The following is a 16,224-nucleotide window of genomic DNA, read 5'->3' on the forward strand; positions in this document are numbered from 1 at the left end:
TGAGGCGGGGGGGGCGTGGGGGGGGTGGGGTGGGGGGGGGGCCGGGGGGGCGTGGGGGGGTGGGGGGGGGGGGGGTTTCGGGTTTGGGGTGGGGGGGGGGGGGGGGGGCGGGGGGGGGGGGTGTCCGTCCTCGGAACGGCGCGGAATTGGTCGGCCACAGAAGTGAACTCCGTTGACGCGCCAACCGCTGCGGGCGAACACCCCCCACCCCGTCCCCTCCCCGCCGTACGCGAGTGCGGGCAGTCGGCCCCCGCCGCGCCCAGCTGCGGGCAGTCGTGCCGCTGGGGCGGCACGGGTGGGCGCAGCGGCACCCCGGCAGCGCCGGGCCACACGTCTCCTCGCACCCGCACCCGCCCCGGGCCACCGGCCCACGCCGGGACGCGGATCGCCCCGCCCCACCCCGGGCCACCGGGAAACGCCGGGGCACGTGGCCCACCGCGGGGCACCTACAGGCGGGACACGTTTCGTTCGTACACCAGCCGCAGTCCCATCAGCGTCAGCCACGGCTCGTGCTCGTCGATGACCGACGCCTCGCCCAGCACCATCGGCGCCAGCCCGCCCGTCGCGATGACGGTGACGTCGTCCGGGTCGTCGGCAAGCTCCCGCGCCATGCGGTTGACCACCCCGTCGACCTGACCGGCGAAGCCGTACACGATGCCCGACTGCATCGCCTCGACCGTGTTCTTGCCGATCACGCTCCGCGGCCGGGCCACCTCGATCTTGCGGAGCTGGGCGCCCTTGACGCCGAGCGCCTCGACCGAGATCTCGATGCCGGGCGCGATGACCCCGCCGATGTACTCCCCGCGCGCGCTGACCGCGTCGAACGTCGTCGCCGTGCCGAAGTCCACGACGATCGCCGGGCCGCCGTACAGCTCGACCGCGGCGACCGCGTTGATGATGCGGTCGGCGCCGACCTCCTTGGGGTGGTCGGTGAGGATCGGGACGCCGGTCTTGACGCCCGGTTCGACGAGGACCGCGGGGACGTCGCCGTAGTAGCGGCGGGTGACCTCGCGCAGTTCGTGGAGTACCGAGGGGACGGTCGCGCAGATGGCGATGCCGTCGATGCCGTCGCCCAGTTCGTCGCCGAGGAGGGGGTGCATGCCCATCAGGCCCTGGAGGAGGACCGCCAGTTCGTCGGCCGTACGGCGCGAGTCCGTGGAGATGCGCCAGTGCTCGACGATGTCCTCGCCGTCGAACAGGCCGAGGACGGTGTGCGTGTTGCCTACGTCGATCGTCAGCAGCATGGCCCTACTCCGCCGCTCGCAGGTCCAGGCCGATGTCCAGGATCGGGGAGCTGTGGGTGAGGGCGCCCACGGCGAGGTAGTCGACGCCCGTGTCGGCGTACGCCTTGGCATTGCCGAGGGTGAGGCGGCCCGAGGCCTCCAGTGCCGCGCGGCCGGCCACCAGGGCCACCGCCTCCTCGCACTCGTCGGGCGTGAAGTTGTCCAGCAGGATCAGGTCGGCGCCGGCGTCGACGACCTCGCGCAGCTGGTGCAGGGTGTCGACCTCGACCTCGATGGGCAGGTCGGGGAAGCGCTCGCGCACGGCCGTGAAGGCCTCCGCGACGCCGCCCGCGGCGACCACGTGGTTGTCCTTGACGAGGGCCGCGTCCGAGAGGGACATGCGGTGGTTGACGCCGCCGCCGCAGCGGACCGCGAACTTCTCCAGGGCGCGCAGGCCGGGCGTGGTCTTGCGGGTGTCGCGGACCTTGGCCTTCGTGCCGTCCAGGGCGTCCGCCCACGCGCGCGTGGCCGACGCGATGCCCGACATGCGGCACAGCAGGTTCAGGGCGCTGCGCTCGGCGGTGAGGATGTCGCGGGTGCGGGTGGTGACGGACAGGAGCTTCTGGCCCGCCTCCACGCGGTCGCCGTCCTCGACGTGGCGCTCCACCTCGAACTCGTCCGTGCAGACGAGGGAGAGCACCGCCTCGGCGACCCTGAGGCCGGCCACGACGCCCGCCTCGCGCGCGGTGAAGTCGGCCGTGGCCACGGCGTCCTCGGGGATGGTGGCGACGGTCGTCACGTCCACGCCGCCCGCCAGGTCCTCCTGGACGGCGACGTTCGCGATGTCCTCGACCTCCACGGGGTCGAGGCCGGAGTCCAGCAGGAGTGCCGCGAGCGCGGGGTCGAGGCCGCACTCCAGGTAGGAGTCTTCCTCGGTGTCCGCGCCGCAGGCGCAGCCGTCGCCGCAGCCTCCGCCGGAGGCGAGGGGGAGTTCGGTGGGGTCGGAGGGGTTCACTGCTGTCACTGCTCCTGGGGACGGTGCGTCGGCTGGGCGCCGTGGACGGTCGGGGGGAATTCTGGCGTGTCCGTGGTGTGCACGGCGAGGGTGCGGTCCGGGTTCAGCCGTACGACGACGTGGCGGCGCCACGCCGTGTCGTCGCGGTCGGCTCGGTCCTCGCGCCAGTGGCAGCCGCGGGTCTCCTCGCGCCGTGCCGCCGCGGCGACCAGGACGCGGGCCACGCACAGGAGGTTGGTCGCCTCCCAGGTGTCGACGCCCGGCTCGGAGGTCTTGCCGTTCTCTTGCAGCGCCTCGCGCGCCTCGGTGTGCAGGCCGTGCAGCAGGTCGGCCGCGCGCGTGAGGGAGTCGGCCGAGCGCAGGATGCCGGCGCCCTCCGTCATGATCCGCTGGACGGTGAGGCGGGCCTCGGGCGGGAGGAGCGGGTGCTCCGGGTGGTACGGGTGCGGGAGGGGGGCGGGTACGCGCGCGTGCAGGGTGCCGGCGGAGTGGCCGGCCGCCACGTCGGCGGCGATGCGCTCGGCGTAGACGAGGCCTTCCAGCAGGGAGTTGGAGGCCAGGCGGTTGGCGCCGTGCACGCCGGTGCAGGCGACCTCGCCGCACGCGTACAGGCCGGGGACCGTCGTGCGGCCGTGGTCGTCGGTGCGGACGCCGCCCGAGGCGTGGTGGGCGGCCGGGGCGACGGGGATCGGCTCGGTGACCGGGTCGATGCCGTGGGCGCGGCAGGCGGCGAGGATCGTCGGGAAGCGGTGCTCCCACATGTCGGCGCCGAAGTGGCGCGCGTCCAGGTACACGTGTTCGGTGCCCTGCTCCTGCATGCGGCGCGTGATGCCCTTGGCGACGACGTCGCGGGGGGCGAGTTCGGCGAGCTCGTGCTGCCCCAGCATGAAGCGCTCGCCGTCCGCGTCCACCAGGTGGGCGCCCTCGCCGCGTACCGCCTCGGAGACCAGGGGCTGCTGGCCCTCGGCGTCCGCGCCCAGGAACAGGACCGTCGGGTGGAACTGCACGAATTCGAGGTCGCTCACCTCGGCGCCCGCGCGCAGCGCGAGGGCCACGCCGTCGCCCGTGGAGACGGACGGGTTCGTGGTCGCCGAGAAGACCTGGCCCATGCCGCCGGTGGCCAGGACGACCGCGGGGGCGTGGACCGCGCCGACGCCGTCGTGCTGGCCCTCGCCCATGACGTGCAGGGTGACGCCCGCGGTGCGGCCCTCGGCGTCCGTGAGGAGGTCGAGGACCAGGGCGTTCTCGACGGTGCGCAGTCCACGCGCGCGTACCGCCTCGACCAGGGCGCGGGAGATCTCGGCGCCCGTGGCGTCACCGCCCGCGTGGGCGATGCGGCGGCGGTGGTGGCCGCCCTCGCGGGTGAGGGCCAGGCCGCCCTCGGCCGACTCGTCGAAGTGCGCGCCGGTCGCGATGAGGCGGCGTACGGCGTCGGGGCCCTCGGTGACCAGGATGCGGACCGCTTCCTCGTCGCACAGGCCGGCGCCGGCGACCAGGGTGTCGTCCAGGTGCTGTTCGGGAGTGTCGCCGTCGCCGAGGGCCGCGGCGACGCCGCCCTGCGCCCAGCGGGTGGAGCCGTCGTCCAGGCGGGCCTTGGTGACGACGACGGTGCTCAGGCCGGCCGCCTCGCAGCGCAGGGCCGCGGTGAGGCCCGCGATGCCGGAGCCGACGACCACCACGTCGGCGGTGACGGCCCAGCCGGGCGCGGGGGCGTGCAGTCGTATGCCTGTGCTGGTCACGAGGCGGCTCCGAGGGTTCCGAAGGTGAGGTGGACGTTGTCGATCAGGCGGGTCGCGCCGACCCGCGCGGCGACGGCCAGGACGGCCTCGCCGGTGTGCTCGTCGCCGATCTCGGTGAAGTCGGAGGGGTCGACCAGGGCGAGGTAGTCCAGCTCCAGCGGCGGGGTGGCCCGGGCGGCGTCGTCCAGCACCAGGCGGGCGGACTCCCGGACGGCGGCCGCGATGCCGGGGGCGGAGGTGGCCACGGCGTGGGCGTCGGCCGCCGCGCGGGACTCGCCCAGGGCGCCCAGCGCCTCGGCGCGTGCCCGGGTGGCGGGCACTTCGCGGGCCCGCGCGCGCAGCGCCTCCTGGGCGGCGTGCCGGTCCTGGCCGGCGAAGAGCGCCTGCGAGAGCGCGAGGGCGGTGCGGCGCTCCGCCGTCGAGAGGTAGCGGTTGCGGCTGGACAGGGCCAGGCCGTCCTCCTCGCGCACGGTGGGGACGCCGACGATCTCCACGCCGAAGTTCAGGTCGCGGACCATCCGGCGGATCAGCGCGAGCTGCTGCGCGTCCTTCTGGCCGTAGAGCGCGAGGTCGGGGCGGGTGAGGTGGAGCAGCTTGGCGACGACGGTGAGCATGCCGTCGAAGTGGCCGGGGCGGGAGGCGCCTTCCAGGCGTTCACCCATGGGGCCCGCGGTGACGCGTACCTGCGGTTCGCCGCCCGGGTAGACCTCGTCGACGGAGGGGGCGAAGACGGCGTCGGCGCCGGCCCGTCCGGCGATCTCCAGGTCGGCGTCCAGGGTGCGCGGGTAGCGGTCGAGGTCCTCGCCGGCGCCGAACTGGAGCGGGTTCACGAAGACCGTGACGACGACTTCGCCGTCCGCGCCGGCGATGTCGCGCGCCGTGCGGATCAGGGTGGCGTGGCCCTCGTGCAGGGCGCCCATGGTCATCACGACGGCCCGGCGGCCGCTGCGCACACGCGCGTGCAGTTCGTCAGCGGTGCGCAGCAGGACGGGCGGGGTGCTGGTCATCGGGCGCCTCCGTCGGTGCCTTCGGGGCCTTCGGGGCCGGGGTCTTCGTCGGTGGCGGGCCGTGCGTCCCTGCCCTTGCCGGTGCCCGTGTCTCCCGAGGCGCCCGTGGCTCCCGAGGCGCCGGTGGCTCCGGAGGCGCCGGTGGCTCCGTCGGCGAGCACCCCGAGCAGGTCCTCGGCGAGTTCGGCCTTCAGCAGTCCGTGGTCCAGGGCGCGGTCGGCGGTGGCGCGGGCCATCGCGAGGTAGCCCGAGACGGCCTGCGGGGCGTGGGCGCGCAGCTCCACGATGTGCGCGGCGACGGTGCCGGCGTCCCCGCGCGCGACGGGACCGGTGAGGGCCGCGTCGCCGGAGCGCAGGGCGTTGTCGAGGGACGCACCGAGCAGCGGGCCGAGCATCCGGTCGGGGGCCGCGACGCCGGCGGTGCGCAGCAGCTCCATGGACTGGGCGACCAGGGTGATCAGGTGATTGGAGCCCAGGGCGAGCGCCGCGTGGTACAGCGGGCGCCGGTCCTCGGCGATCCACTCCGGCTCGCCGCCCATCTCGATGACCAGGGCCTCGGCGGCCAGCCGCAGTTCCTCGGGCGCGGTGACGCCGAAGGAGCAGCCGGCCAGCCGCTGGACGTCCACGGGGGTGCCGGTGAAGGTCATCGCGGGATGCAGGGCCAGCGGCAGGGCCCCGGCGCGCAGCGCGGGGTCCAGGACCCGGGCGCCGTACCGCCCGGAGGTGTGCACCAGCAGCTGACCCGGACGCACCGCCCCGGTCTCGGCGAGCCCGGCCACCAGGCCGGGCAGGGCGTCGTCCGGAACGGTCAGCAGGACCAGCTCGGCGCGCCCGAGGACCTCGGCCGGCGTCATGAGCGGCACGTCGGGCAGGAGGGCGGCGGCGCGCCTGCGGGAGGCGTCGGAGACCCCGGAGACGGCCACCGGGCGGTGCCCGGCGAGCTGCAGGGAGGCGGCCAGCGCGGGACCCACCCGCCCGGCGCCGACAACGCCTACGGTGAGCCGCGCGGGGCGGTCCTTGGGGTCTGGCTGTGGGGCTGTGTTCACGCGACGGCGGCCTTCCCGTTCCAGTCCGCTCGGGGTACCGGACGATTTCTCGTCATGTTAACGCGATCGGTCCGGGCGGCGTCCGGTTGTCCACAGGCTGTGGGTTTCCGTGCGGCGGCGGAGCATCCGCCCCGCGCGCGTGTCGGAACGTGTGCGCAGGCCCGGGTGCCCGGCGCGCGGTCCGCGCGACATGATCCCTGCATGAACGACACGGCAGACCAGGAAGAGACGGCAGGACGGGCCGGAACGGCGTACCAGGCCGAAACGGCAGAACGGGCCGGAACGGCAGAACGGGCCGGAACGGCAGAACGGGCCGGAACGGCAGAACGGGCCGGAACGGAGGAGGAGCGGAACGCGCGCCGCCGGGAGCGGCGCACGGCCGCCCTGCGCGGCGCGCGGCGCGTGCTCGCCCGCCCGGGTTTCACCACGACCCTGCGGGAGCGGATCGCCCTGCTCGACGGGGCCGAGGAGCTGTACGACCTCGACGAGCCCGCCGACCTGTACGGCAACGGCATCGTGGCGGACCTGGAGGACAGGACCGCCGCGCTGCTCGGCCAGGAGGCGGCCGCCTTCTTCCCGACCGGCACCATGGCCCAGCAGGTGGCCCTGCGCTGCTGGGCGGGGCGCACCGGCAACCCGGTCGTCGCCCTGCACGGGCTCGGCCACCCCGAGGTGCACGAGCGGAACGCCTTCAGCCGGGTCAGCGGCCTGCGTCCGGTGCGGCTGACCGACGCGCCCCGGCAGCCGACCGCCGACGAAGTGCGCGGCTTCGAGGAGCCGTTCGGGACGCTGATGCTGGAACTGCCGCTCAGGGAGGCCGGATACCTGCTGCCCACCTGGGAGGAGCTCACCGAGGTCGTCGAGGCCGCTCGCGAGCGCGACGCGGTGGTGCACTTCGACGGGGCCCGCCTGTGGGAGAGCACCGTCCACTTCGGCCGCTCGCCGGCCGAGATCGCGGGCCTGGCGGACAGCGTGTACGTCTCGTTCTACAAGTCCCTCAAGGGCTACGGCGGCGCCGCCCTCGCCGGGCCCCGGACCCTGATCGAGGAGGCGAAGGCCTGGCGGCACCGGTACGGCGGCCAGGTCTTCCAGCAGTTCCCCACGGTGCTGTCCGCCCTGGCCGGACTGGAGCGCGAGCTGCCCCGGCTGCCGCAGTACGTGGCTCACGCGCGCGTGGTGGCCGACGCGCTGCGCGAGGGCCTCGCGGCGGCCGGCCTGCCGTGGGCGCGGGTGCACCCCGAGGTGCCGCACACCCACGAGTTCCAGGTCTGGCTGCCCTGCGACGCCGACACCGCGAGCGAGGCGGCGCTCCGGCAGGCCGAGGAGACCGGGACGATGCTGTTCTCCCGCCCCTGGGGCGGGGCCGGCCCCGGGATCGCCAGGACCGAGGTCGGAGTGGACGAGTCGGGACTGGACTGGACGGCCGACGAGGTGCGGGCGGCGGTCGTCGACTTCGCGGCCCGGCTGAAGGGCTGACGGCGGGCATCGGACCGCCCGGGGCACCTTTCGCGGGCCGCTGAGGGCCTGACGTGCCGGTCCCGCGCCGCCCGGACCAGCCTTGGCGGCACGGCCGAGGCCCGACCTGCCGGTCCCGCACCACCCGGTTCCGCACACCATCCGGTCCCGTACCACCCGGTCTTGCTCCGCGCGGTCCCGCTCCGCACGCTCGGCATTCGCCCGGTCGGCGTTCGCCCGGCCCGGTGAGGCCCGGCCGGTGAAACCTGACCGGTGAACCTGAGCCGGTGAGGTCTCACCGGCCGGTCCCGGCCCCCGCCCGGTCAGCTCGGGACGTGCGGCCCCACAGGGTCCGCCGGAGGCGCAGGGCCCGCCGTACGGGGCCGTGCGCGGGGCGGCCGGCGAGCACGGCCCGGAACCGGCGGCGGTCGTGCCACGCGCGCACGAGCCGCAGGTCGTGTGCGCCCGGTGCGGGCGGCAGGGGCTCGCCGAGCTGCCGGGCTCGGTAGGCGTCGAGGAGGTACTGCTGCGTGATGCTCACGACGGATCACCTTCGTCGGGGGAAGAAGCGCGCACGTCGGGACGTGACGTGGGAGGAGGAAGGGGCTCCGCGGCTGCCCCGGTGACCCCAGCCTGCGTCGGCCCCCGCCCTTCGGTCGCGCCGATTGACCGGCGCCGTCAATCGGCGGCGGCGTTGTCGGTGGCGCCGTGCACCATGGGGTCATGAGCGTGCGCATCGACATCACGGGGCTGCGGCCGGAGAGAATCGCCGTCGTGCCCTCTCCCCTGGCCGAGCTGGGCATGGCGCTGCACGCGCTGTCCGAGCCGGGACACCACCCGGGCCTTCAGGGCTGGGCGACGGGCGTCACCGCCCGGCTCGACTCGCATCTGGCCGACCGGATGTGCGAGGCCGACTTCCTGTGGCGGACGACCTTCTCGGACCTGTTCATGCCGTTCGCCGGGGTGCCGGGCCGCAGCACCATGCCCGGCGCCACCCTCGCCGACGACCTCGACCTGCTCGACAAGCTGTCCGACGAGCAGTTCGTCGACGCGGCCCTGGAGTTCACCTGCGCGCTGCCGTACAGCACCGGTGGGGTTTCGGCGCTCGACGATCCCGAGGTGCGCCGGCGCGCGCTGGACCTGGCCGCCGCGCGGGGACCGCAGCAGCTGCGGTTCAGCGAGCGGCTGCTGGCCGACCCGCCGCGGATCCGGGACTGGCTGCGGCAGTTCGCGCGGGACTGCGACGAGGCCTTCTTCGCCGAGGCCTGGTCCCGGTTGCAGCACCAGCTCGCGGCGGACGCCCGGCGCAAGACGGACCTGCTGCGCCACAAGGGCCTCGCCGAGGCGCTGGCCGCCGTGTCCCCCGCGGTGACCCTGGACGAGGACGCCGCCCGGATCACCGTCGACAAGCTGGGTGACGGCCGTTCGGCGACGGCGGACGGCGGTCTGCTGCTGGTTCCGACCAGTCTCGGCTGGCCGCACCTGATGGTCCTGCACCGGCACGGCTGGCAGCCGGTGCTGCACTACCCGGTCGGCTCTCCCGAGCTGGCCTCACCGCCTTCGGTCGAGCAGCTCACGATGCGGATGTCCGCGCTGTCCCATCCCGTGCGGATGAGGATCTGCCGGTATCTGGCCCGCAGCGCGTACACCACGGGCGAGCTGGCGCAGGTGCACGGCATGACGGCGCCCGAGATATCGCGCCACCTGGGCGTGCTGAAGAAGGCCGGGTTGATCACCACCCGGCGCCGCGGCCGCTACGTCCTGCACCAGCTGGACGTCACGGTGGTGGCCCGCCTGGGCAGCGACTTCCTGGAGGGCATCCTGCGCTAGGCGATGAGCGGGACGGACGCCCGCTCGTACGTGCCGGACGCCGGCCCCGTCCGCCCGCCTCAGCCGTTGCACGGCTCGCGTTTCCCGGGGGACGCCGGGCCGGTGCCCGTGCCCGGCGTACCCGGCTCGGGCCCTCCCGCGGCCGCGCCCGGCGTCAGCCCTGACCGCCGCCCGCCCGTACCAGCCCGGTCTCGTAGGCCAGGACCACCACCTGCACGCGGTCGCGCAGGTTCAGCTTGGTCAGGATGCGGCCCACGTGGGTCTTCACGGTCGCCTCCGACAGCACGAGCCGCGCCGCGATCTCGCCGTTGGACATGCCCTGCGCCACCAGCACCATCACCTCGCGCTCCCGCTCGGTGAGCCGCTGCAGTTCCTTCTGCCGGGGCTCCTGGCCGGTGGCCGGCAGCATCGGCGCGAAGCGGTCCAGGAGGCGCCGGGTGGTGGACGGGGCGACCACCGCGTCGCCGCTGTGCACGGAGCGGATCGCGGCGAGCAGTTCGCCGGGCGGCACGTCCTTGAGCATGAAGCCGGAGGCACCCGCCTTCAGCGCCGAGAACGCGTACTCGTCGAGGTCGAAGGTGGTCAGGATCAGCACCTTCGGCGCGTTCGGATCCACGCAGATCCGGGCGGTGGTCTCCACGCCGTCGAGCTTGGGCATGCGGACGTCCATCAGGACGACGTCCACGGCGGTCGAGCGCAGCACCTGGAGCGCCTCGACGCCGTCGCCCGCCTCCGCGACGACCTCCATGTCCGGCTGGGCCGCCAGCACCATCCGGAACCCGGTGCGCAGCAGCACCTGGTCGTCGACGAGCATCACGCGGATCGCCATCGGGCCTCTTCTTCCTCTGCCTTACAGGTGTCAGTGCCGTACGTGCGTACGGGCGCTTCGGTCAGTGCGCGGGCTTCAGCGGCAGCAGCGCACTGATGCGGAATCCTCCGCCCGGACGCGGACCGGCGTCCAGGGTCCCGCCGACCATGCCGATGCGCTCGCGCATGCCGATCAGACCGTGGCCCTGGCCGTCGAAGCCGCCCTCCTCGTACAGCTCGTGGGGAGCGCCCTTGCCGTCGTCCTCGATGAGCAGTCCGAGACCGTCGTCGAAGTAGACCAGGCGCACGCTCGCGCCCGCGTTCTCCCCGCCGTGCTTGCGGGTGTTGGTCAGCGCCTCCTGCACGATGCGGTACGCGGTCAGCTCCACGCCGCTCGGGAGCTGCCGCGGGGTGCCCTCGACCTTGAAGTCGACGGGCAGCCCGGAGGTCCGGCACTGCTCGACGAGGTCCTCGATCTGCTGGACGTCGGGCTGCGGAACGTACTCCCCGGCCTCCTTGTGCTCGCCGGTGCGCAGCACGCCGAGCAGGCGGCGCATCTCCGCGAGCGCCTGGCGACCGGTGGAGGAGATGGTCTCCAGGGCCTTCTTCGCCTGGTCGGGTGCCGCGTCCAGGACGTAGGCGGCGCCGTCGGCCTGCACCACCATGACGGACACGTTGTGGGCGACGACGTCGTGCAGCTCGCGCGCGATACGGGCGCGCTCCGCGGCGACCGCGACCTTGGCCTGCGCCTCGCGCTCCTTCTCCAGCCGGGTGGCGCGCTCCTCCAGCTGCGCGAAGTAGGCGCGGCGGGTGCGGACGGAGTCGCCGAGCACCCAGGCCAGGGCGAAGGGCACCGCCTGGAAGACCGTGACGGCGATGGTGGCCCCCATGCTCAGCTCGCTGTCGGACCAGCGCAGCTGGGCGAGGGGCGCCGCACACAGACCGGTGACCAGCGCGGTGCGGGAGGCCCAGCGGGCACCGGTCGCCGCCACGGTGTAGACGATCACCAGGAAGGCGAAGTCGGCCGGCATCGTCGAGACGTCGAGCACCAGCTGCCCCACGCCGAGGGCGATGACGAGCAGCAGCATCCGCTCCGGCGTCCGCTGCCGCAGGGCGATCACGACACTGAGCAGCACCACGAACGGAAGGATCAGCGCCAGGTTGTCCGTCCCGTCCACCCGCGTCCCCGGGGTGGCCGCGGACACGACGGAGATCCCGAGCACGACGAGGGCCCAGAAGGTGTCGACCCCGGTCGGGTGTCTGCGGAGGAAGTCATAGAGGCGCTGCACGTAACCCAGCGTAGGGAAGCGGAATAGGTGCAGGGGTCAACCGGAGGACCGATCCGCATCGCCCGCGCGTACTCCGCAAGGTGGAGGCTCCGATCTTCTGTGCACTTCCGCGCCCCTAGCCTGGTGCTGTGACACCAGGGACGGCAGGGACCACAGGGTCCGAAGGGACTCCGGAGACGCACGGGGAATGGCGGGGCTGGCGCGAGGCCACGCGGCACGCCCTCTACGGACCGGAGGGTTTCTACCGCGTGGGGGCGGAGGGCCCCGCCGGGCACTTCCGCACGTCCGTGCACGCGTCGCCGCTGTTCGCGGGGGCCGTGGCGCGGCTGCTGTGCCGGGTCGACGAGGCGCTGGGGCGGCCCGCCGCGCTGGACTTCGTGGACATGGCGGCCGGACGGGGCGAGCTGGTCACCGGGGTGCTGGCGGCCCTGCCCGCCGGCGTGGCGGCGCGCACGCGGGCGTACGCCGTCGAGGTCGCCGCCCGCCCCGCGGGCCTCGACCGGCGGGTCCGGTGGCTCGCGGAGCCGCCGCCCGGCGTCACCGGGCTGCTGTTCGCCAACGAATGGCTGGACAACGTGCCGGTGGAGGTGGCCGAGGTGGACGCCGGGGGTGTGGCGCGCCGCGTGCTCGTCCGCGGCGACGGGGCCGAGCGGCTCGGGGAGCCGGTGACCGGGGCGGAGGCCGAGTGGCTGGCCCGCTGGTGGCCGCTGACCGGCGAGGAAGGGCTGCGGGCGGAGATCGGCCTCCCCCGTGACGAGGCCTGGGCGTCCGCCGTGGCGGCGCTCGACGGCGGGGACGGCGGACTCGCGGTGGCCGTCGACTACGCGCACACCGCGGCCGGCCGCCCGCCGTTCGGGACGCTCACGGGCTTCCGGGAGGGGCGGGAGACGAAGCCGGTGCCCGACGGGTCGTGCGACATCACCGCACACGTCGCACTGGACGCGTGCGCGGCGGCCCACACCGCGAGGTGCGCTCCGGGACGGGCGCCCCGGGATGCGCTCGTGCGCCCCCAGCGCGAGGTCCTGCGGGCGCTCGGTGTCACCGGCGCACGCCCCCCGCTCGCGCTGGCCTCCACGGACCCGGCGGCGTACGTCCGGGGTCTCGCGAGCGCCTCCCAGGCCGCCGAGCTGACCGCGCCGGGCGGACTGGGCGACTTCGCCTGGCTGCTCCAGCCGGTGGGCGCGGTGGACGCCGCCGCGCTACTTGTCGATGTCGCCGACCACGAAGAACAGTGACCCCAGGATCGCGACCATGTCCGCGACCAGCGTCCCGGGCAGCAGATCGGCCAGCGCCTGGATGTTGTTGTACGACGCCGAGCGCAGCTTCAGCCGGTACGGGGTCTTCTCGCCCTTGCTGACCAGGTAGTAGCCGTTGATGCCGAGCGGGTTCTCGGTCCAGGCGTAGGTGTGGCCCTCGGGCGCCTTCAGCACCTTGGGGAGACGCTGGTTGACCGGTCCGGGCGCCAGTTCGGCCAGGCGGTCCAGGCAGGCGTCCGCGAGGTCGAGGGCGTTGTGCGTCTGGGCCAGGAGGCACTCGAAGCGGGCCAGGCAGTCGCCGTCGGTGCGGGTGACGACGTCGAGGGTGTCCTGGAGTTCGCCGTAGGCGAGGTACGGCTCGTCGCGGCGCAGGTCGAAGTCGACGCCGGAGGCGCGCGCGATGGGACCGCTGACGCCGTAGGCGTGCACGGCCTCGGCGGAGAGGGCGCCCACGCCCCGCGTGCGCCCGCGGAAGATCTCGTTGCCGAGCACCAGGTCGTCGAAGACGTCCATGCGCGAGCGCACGGCGGCGACGGCGGCACGCGCGCGCGTGCTCCAGCCCGCCGGGAGATCCTCCTTGAGGCCGCCGACCCGGTTGAACATGTAGTGCATGCGCCCGCCGGAGACCTCCTCCATCACGTTCTGGAGGACCTCCCGTTCCCGGAACGCGTAGAACACCGGGGTGATACCGCCCAGCTCCAGCGGGTACGACCCCAGGAACATCAGGTGGTTGAGCACCCGGTTCAGCTCGGCCAGCAGCGTCCGCGTCCACACCGCGCGCGGGGGGACCTCCATGCCGAGCATCCGCTCGACGGCGAGGACGACGCCCAGCTCGTTGGAGAACGCCGACAGCCAGTCGTGGCGGTTGGCGAGCATGATGATCTGACGGTAGTCACGGGCCTCGAACAGCTTCTCCGCGCCGCGGTGCATGTAGCCGATCACCGGCTCCGCGCTGGTGATGCGCTCGCCGTCCAGCACCAGCTTGAGCCGCAGCACGCCGTGGGTGGACGGGTGCTGGGGCCCGATGTTGAGCACCATGTCGGTGCTCTCCGCGGCGCCGCCGATTCCGACCATGGTCTCCGTCGTAGGAGTCATGGACCCAGTCTCCCCTACGTACGCTGGCCCCATGGAGACGGGGAGCCCGGACGACACGGGCACGGCGGGGGCGACCGGGTCGACGGGCCCGGAGCGGTCGGAGGGACCGGTGGGTCCGGCGGGTCCGGCGGAATCGGCAGGTCCGGCGCGTCCGGCGGACCCGGCGCGGGAGGTCCCGGTGTGGACGGGCCTGCCACCGGGGCTGCTGCACATGCGGCGGTTGCTGCTCGTCGTGTGGCTGGGACTGCTGACGCTCGCCGCCGGCGTGCTGCCCGCGCTCTTCCTCGCCCCCTCCTGGGCCGCCCTGGCGCTCCTGCCGCTTGCCCTGCTGGCCTGGGGCTGGGTGATGCTGGCGCGCAACTGGCGCTCCTGGCGGTACGCCGAGCGCGCCGACGACCTGCTGATCAGCCGCGGCGTGCTGTGGCGGGAGGAGACCGTGGTCCCGTACGGGCGCATGCAACTGGTCGAGGTGACCTCCGGGCCGGTCGAACGGCACTTCGGCCTGGCCAGCGTCCAGCTGCACACGGCCGCCGCCGCGACCGACGCGACCATCCCCGGCCTCGACCCGGCCGAGGCGGAACGCCTCCGCGACCGCCTCACCGAGCTGGGCGAGGCCCGATCGGCGGGCCTGTGAACGGGCCGGGCGCCGAGGGAAGCGCACCCGAGGACGTGGCGACGGGGCACGAGACCACGGGCGCGAACGGCCCCGCGCACGGTACGGGGAAGCCCGGACCGGCAGCCGGGACGGGCACGGCGGGCGAGCCCGCTCCGGCCGACCGCAGCGAACCGACCGGCACACCCCGCCGGGCAGCTCGCACCGGCCCGGCCGGGGACCCGGACGCCGCACCGCGGGAACCGGGACGCGGCCCCGCCCGGGCCCGGGTCGGCACCGCGGGCCCCACCGCCCGTACCGCGCCCTCCCCGCCCGAGGCCGCGGGGACTGACCGCGCCGACACCGACACCGACACCGCCACGGGCTCACACTCGGGCAGCGAAGACACGGCGGCGGAGAACGACGCTGCCGGACCCCCGGCCGGCTCCCCCGGCACCGGACCCGCCCCCGACCTGTCGAAAGCCGCCGAGGATGCCACCCGCACCGGCACCGGCACCGGCACCGGCACCGGAGCAACCGGACCATCCGCCGGCACCACCGCCCCCGGCGTCGTGGAGAGCCGCCTGCACCCCGTCACGCCCCTGCGGCGGGCGTGGGCGCCGGTTGCCGTGCTCGTCGGGTGGGCCGTGCACGATCCCGATCAGGCGCAGCGCCAACTGACCCGGCTGACCACGACCCACCTCCTGATCGGCCTCGCCGTACTGATCCCGGCCGCCGCCCTGTACGGCTTCCTCACCTGGTGGTTCACCCACTACGCGGTGACCGACACCGAGCTGCGGATCCGTACCGGACTGCTGTTCCGCCGCACCGCGCACATCCGCCTGGAACGCATCCAGGCGATCGACGTGACCCAGCCCCTGCTGGCCCGGGTCGCGGGAGTCGCCAAGCTCAAGCTCGACGTCATAGGCACCGGCAAGAAGGACGAGCTGGCCTTTCTCGGCGCCGACGAGGCGCGGGGGCTGCGGGCCGAGCTGCTCGCACGCGCGGCGGGGTTCGCACCGGAGACGGCGCACGAGGTCGGCGAGGCTCCCGCACGGCAGCTGCTGCGGGTGCCGCCCGGCGTCCTCGCCGTCTCCCTCCTGCTGACCGGCGCGACCTGGGGCACCCTGCTCGCCGCCGCCGTCGTACCGACGCTGCTGTGGCTGGCCACCCACAACCTGTGGACGGTGCTGGCGACCGCCCTGCCGCTGGTGGGCGCCGCGGGCGCGAGCAGCGCGGGCCGGTTCGTCGGGGAGTACGACTGGACGGTGGCCGAGTCCCCCGACGGTCTCCGCCTCGACCACGGCCTGCTGGACCGCGCCCACGAGACGGTGCCGCCCGGCCGGGTGCAGACCGTGCGCATCGTGGAGCCGCTGCTGTGGCGGCACCGCCACTGGGTGCGGGTCGAACTCGACGTGGCCGGGTCGTCGAACTCCGTCCTGCTGCCGGTCGCCCCGCGCGAGATCGCCGAGTCGGTCGTCGCACGGGTGCTGCCCGGGGTGACCGTGCCGGCGGATCCGGAGCTGTCCCGCCCGCCGCGGCGTGCGGCCCGGTGCCGGCCGCTGTGGTGGCGCGGCCACGGCCTCGCCGTCACCGACGCGGTCTTCGCCGCCCGCTACGGCCTGCTGCGTCGCAGCCTGGCGCTGGTGCCCCACGCCAAGGTGCAGAGCGTGCGCCTGACGCAGGGGCCGTGGCGGCGCGCCCTGCGGCTGGCCGACGTCCACGTGGACACGGGGGCGAACAAGACCGTGGCGGCGCGGCTGCGCGACGCCGACGAGGCGGCACGGCTGCTGCACAGCCAGGCCGAGCGCTCCCGGACCGGCCGCCGGGACGCGCTGCCCGACCGCTGGATGGCCTGAGCCGGCCCCGA

General features: G+C 74.7%; 14 protein-coding genes. 5 read left to right on the forward strand and 9 right to left on the reverse strand.

All coding sequences use genetic code 11. The features are described from left to right. Window positions 1-446: 446 nt before the first annotated feature. Genes ACIBCJ_RS09380 through ACIBCJ_RS09400 form a run of 5 tightly spaced genes read right to left on the reverse strand, consistent with a single transcriptional unit; the run spans window position 447 to window position 6,030 of the window. Window positions 447-1,244, reverse strand: a complete 798-nt coding sequence (locus ACIBCJ_RS09380) for a type III pantothenate kinase (protein ID WP_133890834.1) — start codon at window positions 1,242-1,244, stop codon at window positions 447-449. A gap of 4 nt (window positions 1,245-1,248) precedes the next feature. Further along, window positions 1,249-2,238, reverse strand: coding sequence for a carboxylating nicotinate-nucleotide diphosphorylase (nadC, locus tag ACIBCJ_RS09385; RefSeq protein ID WP_365979633.1), 990 nt, complete (start codon window positions 2,236-2,238; stop codon window positions 1,249-1,251). Between the two features lie 5 nt (window positions 2,239-2,243). After that, complete coding sequence (locus ACIBCJ_RS09390) at window positions 2,244-3,977, reverse strand: L-aspartate oxidase (protein WP_362103893.1); 1,734 nt, start codon at window positions 3,975-3,977, stop codon at window positions 2,244-2,246. Further along, window positions 3,974-4,984, reverse strand: a complete 1,011-nt coding sequence (panC, locus tag ACIBCJ_RS09395) for a pantoate--beta-alanine ligase (protein ID WP_365979286.1) — start codon at window positions 4,982-4,984, stop codon at window positions 3,974-3,976. The genes ACIBCJ_RS09390 and panC overlap by 4 nt, the downstream gene beginning before the upstream one ends. Then, window positions 4,981-6,030 (reverse strand): DUF2520 domain-containing protein, encoded by a 1,050-nt coding sequence (locus ACIBCJ_RS09400; protein WP_365979287.1) that lies wholly within the window; start codon window positions 6,028-6,030, stop codon window positions 4,981-4,983. Before ACIBCJ_RS09400 ends, panC begins: the two co-directional genes overlap by 4 nt. Before the next feature lie 201 nt (window positions 6,031-6,231). Between ACIBCJ_RS09400 and ACIBCJ_RS09405 the strand changes: the two genes are divergently transcribed. Then, window positions 6,232-7,506, forward strand: a complete 1,275-nt coding sequence (locus ACIBCJ_RS09405; protein WP_365979288.1) for a beta-eliminating lyase-related protein — start codon at window positions 6,232-6,234, stop codon at window positions 7,504-7,506. 274 nt (window positions 7,507-7,780) lie between these two features. Here the strand turns inward: ACIBCJ_RS09405 and ACIBCJ_RS09410 are convergent, their stop codons facing one another. Then, the gene (locus tag ACIBCJ_RS09410; RefSeq protein ID WP_362509833.1) at window positions 7,781-8,026 is read right to left on the reverse strand and encodes a hypothetical protein; all 246 of its coding nucleotides are present in this window, start codon (window positions 8,024-8,026) and stop codon (window positions 7,781-7,783) included. Window positions 8,027-8,208: 182 nt separating this feature from the next. Between ACIBCJ_RS09410 and ACIBCJ_RS09415 the strand changes: the two genes are divergently transcribed. Next, window positions 8,209-9,315: a DUF5937 family protein gene (locus ACIBCJ_RS09415; protein ID WP_365979289.1), complete on the forward strand. Its 1,107-nt coding sequence runs from the start codon at window positions 8,209-8,211 to the stop codon at window positions 9,313-9,315. A gap of 154 nt (window positions 9,316-9,469) precedes the next feature. Here the strand turns inward: ACIBCJ_RS09415 and ACIBCJ_RS09420 are convergent, their stop codons facing one another. Continuing rightward, window positions 9,470-10,144 carry a response regulator transcription factor gene (locus tag ACIBCJ_RS09420; RefSeq protein ID WP_133890841.1) on the reverse strand — a complete coding sequence of 225 codons (675 nt, stop codon included), beginning with the start codon at window positions 10,142-10,144 and terminating at the stop codon, window positions 9,470-9,472. Window positions 10,145-10,205: 61 nt separating this feature from the next. Continuing rightward, a complete protein-coding gene (locus ACIBCJ_RS09425; RefSeq protein WP_362103906.1) occupies window positions 10,206-11,411 on the reverse strand; it encodes a sensor histidine kinase in 1,206 nt (401 codons plus the stop codon). 128 nt (window positions 11,412-11,539) lie between these two features. Here ACIBCJ_RS09425 and ACIBCJ_RS09430 point away from each other — a divergent pair, with 128 nt between their 5' ends. Beyond that, window positions 11,540-12,646, forward strand: a complete 1,107-nt coding sequence (locus ACIBCJ_RS09430; RefSeq protein ID WP_365979290.1) for an SAM-dependent methyltransferase — start codon at window positions 11,540-11,542, stop codon at window positions 12,644-12,646. Here ACIBCJ_RS09430 and ACIBCJ_RS09435 read toward each other — a convergent pair. Next, window positions 12,611-13,762: an NADH-quinone oxidoreductase subunit D gene (locus ACIBCJ_RS09435; protein WP_365979291.1), complete on the reverse strand. Its 1,152-nt coding sequence runs from the start codon at window positions 13,760-13,762 to the stop codon at window positions 12,611-12,613. The two genes, ACIBCJ_RS09430 and ACIBCJ_RS09435, sit on opposite strands and share 36 nt — an antisense overlap. A gap of 31 nt (window positions 13,763-13,793) precedes the next feature. On the opposite strand from ACIBCJ_RS09435, the gene ACIBCJ_RS09440 reads away from it, so the two are divergent. Together ACIBCJ_RS09440 and ACIBCJ_RS09445 are read left to right on the forward strand one after the other, a co-directional pair. Further along, window positions 13,794-14,396, forward strand: coding sequence for a PH domain-containing protein (locus tag ACIBCJ_RS09440; protein ID WP_365979292.1), 603 nt, complete (start codon window positions 13,794-13,796; stop codon window positions 14,394-14,396). Window positions 14,397-14,926: 530 nt separating this feature from the next. Further along, window positions 14,927-16,213 carry a PH domain-containing protein gene (locus ACIBCJ_RS09445; RefSeq protein WP_365979634.1) on the forward strand — a complete coding sequence of 429 codons (1,287 nt, stop codon included), beginning with the start codon at window positions 14,927-14,929 and terminating at the stop codon, window positions 16,211-16,213. Window positions 16,214-16,224: the final 11 nt, after the last annotated feature.

This window comes from Streptomyces sp. NPDC051136, assembly GCF_044455745.1.
In the GTDB taxonomy this organism is placed as follows: Bacteria; Actinomycetota; Actinomycetes; order Streptomycetales; family Streptomycetaceae; genus Streptomyces.

Excerpts from the sequence above, each read along its gene's own strand:
- ACIBCJ_RS09380 (WP_133890834.1), bottom strand. The coding sequence starts at position 1,244 with ATGCTGCTGACGATCGACGTAGGCAACACGCACACCGTCCTCGGCCTG.
- panC (WP_365979286.1), bottom strand. The coding sequence starts at position 4,984 with ATGACCAGCACCCCGCCCGTCCTGCTGCGCACCGCTGACGAACTGCAC.
- ACIBCJ_RS09405 (WP_365979288.1), top strand. The coding sequence starts at position 6,232 with ATGAACGACACGGCAGACCAGGAAGAGACGGCAGGACGGGCCGGAACG.
- ACIBCJ_RS09415 (WP_365979289.1), top strand. The coding sequence starts at position 8,209 with ATGAGCGTGCGCATCGACATCACGGGGCTGCGGCCGGAGAGAATCGCC.
- ACIBCJ_RS09420 (WP_133890841.1), bottom strand. The coding sequence starts at position 10,144 with ATGGCGATCCGCGTGATGCTCGTCGACGACCAGGTGCTGCTGCGCACC.
- ACIBCJ_RS09435 (WP_365979291.1), bottom strand. The coding sequence starts at position 13,762 with ATGACTCCTACGACGGAGACCATGGTCGGAATCGGCGGCGCCGCGGAG.
- ACIBCJ_RS09440 (WP_365979292.1), top strand. The coding sequence starts at position 13,794 with ATGGAGACGGGGAGCCCGGACGACACGGGCACGGCGGGGGCGACCGGG.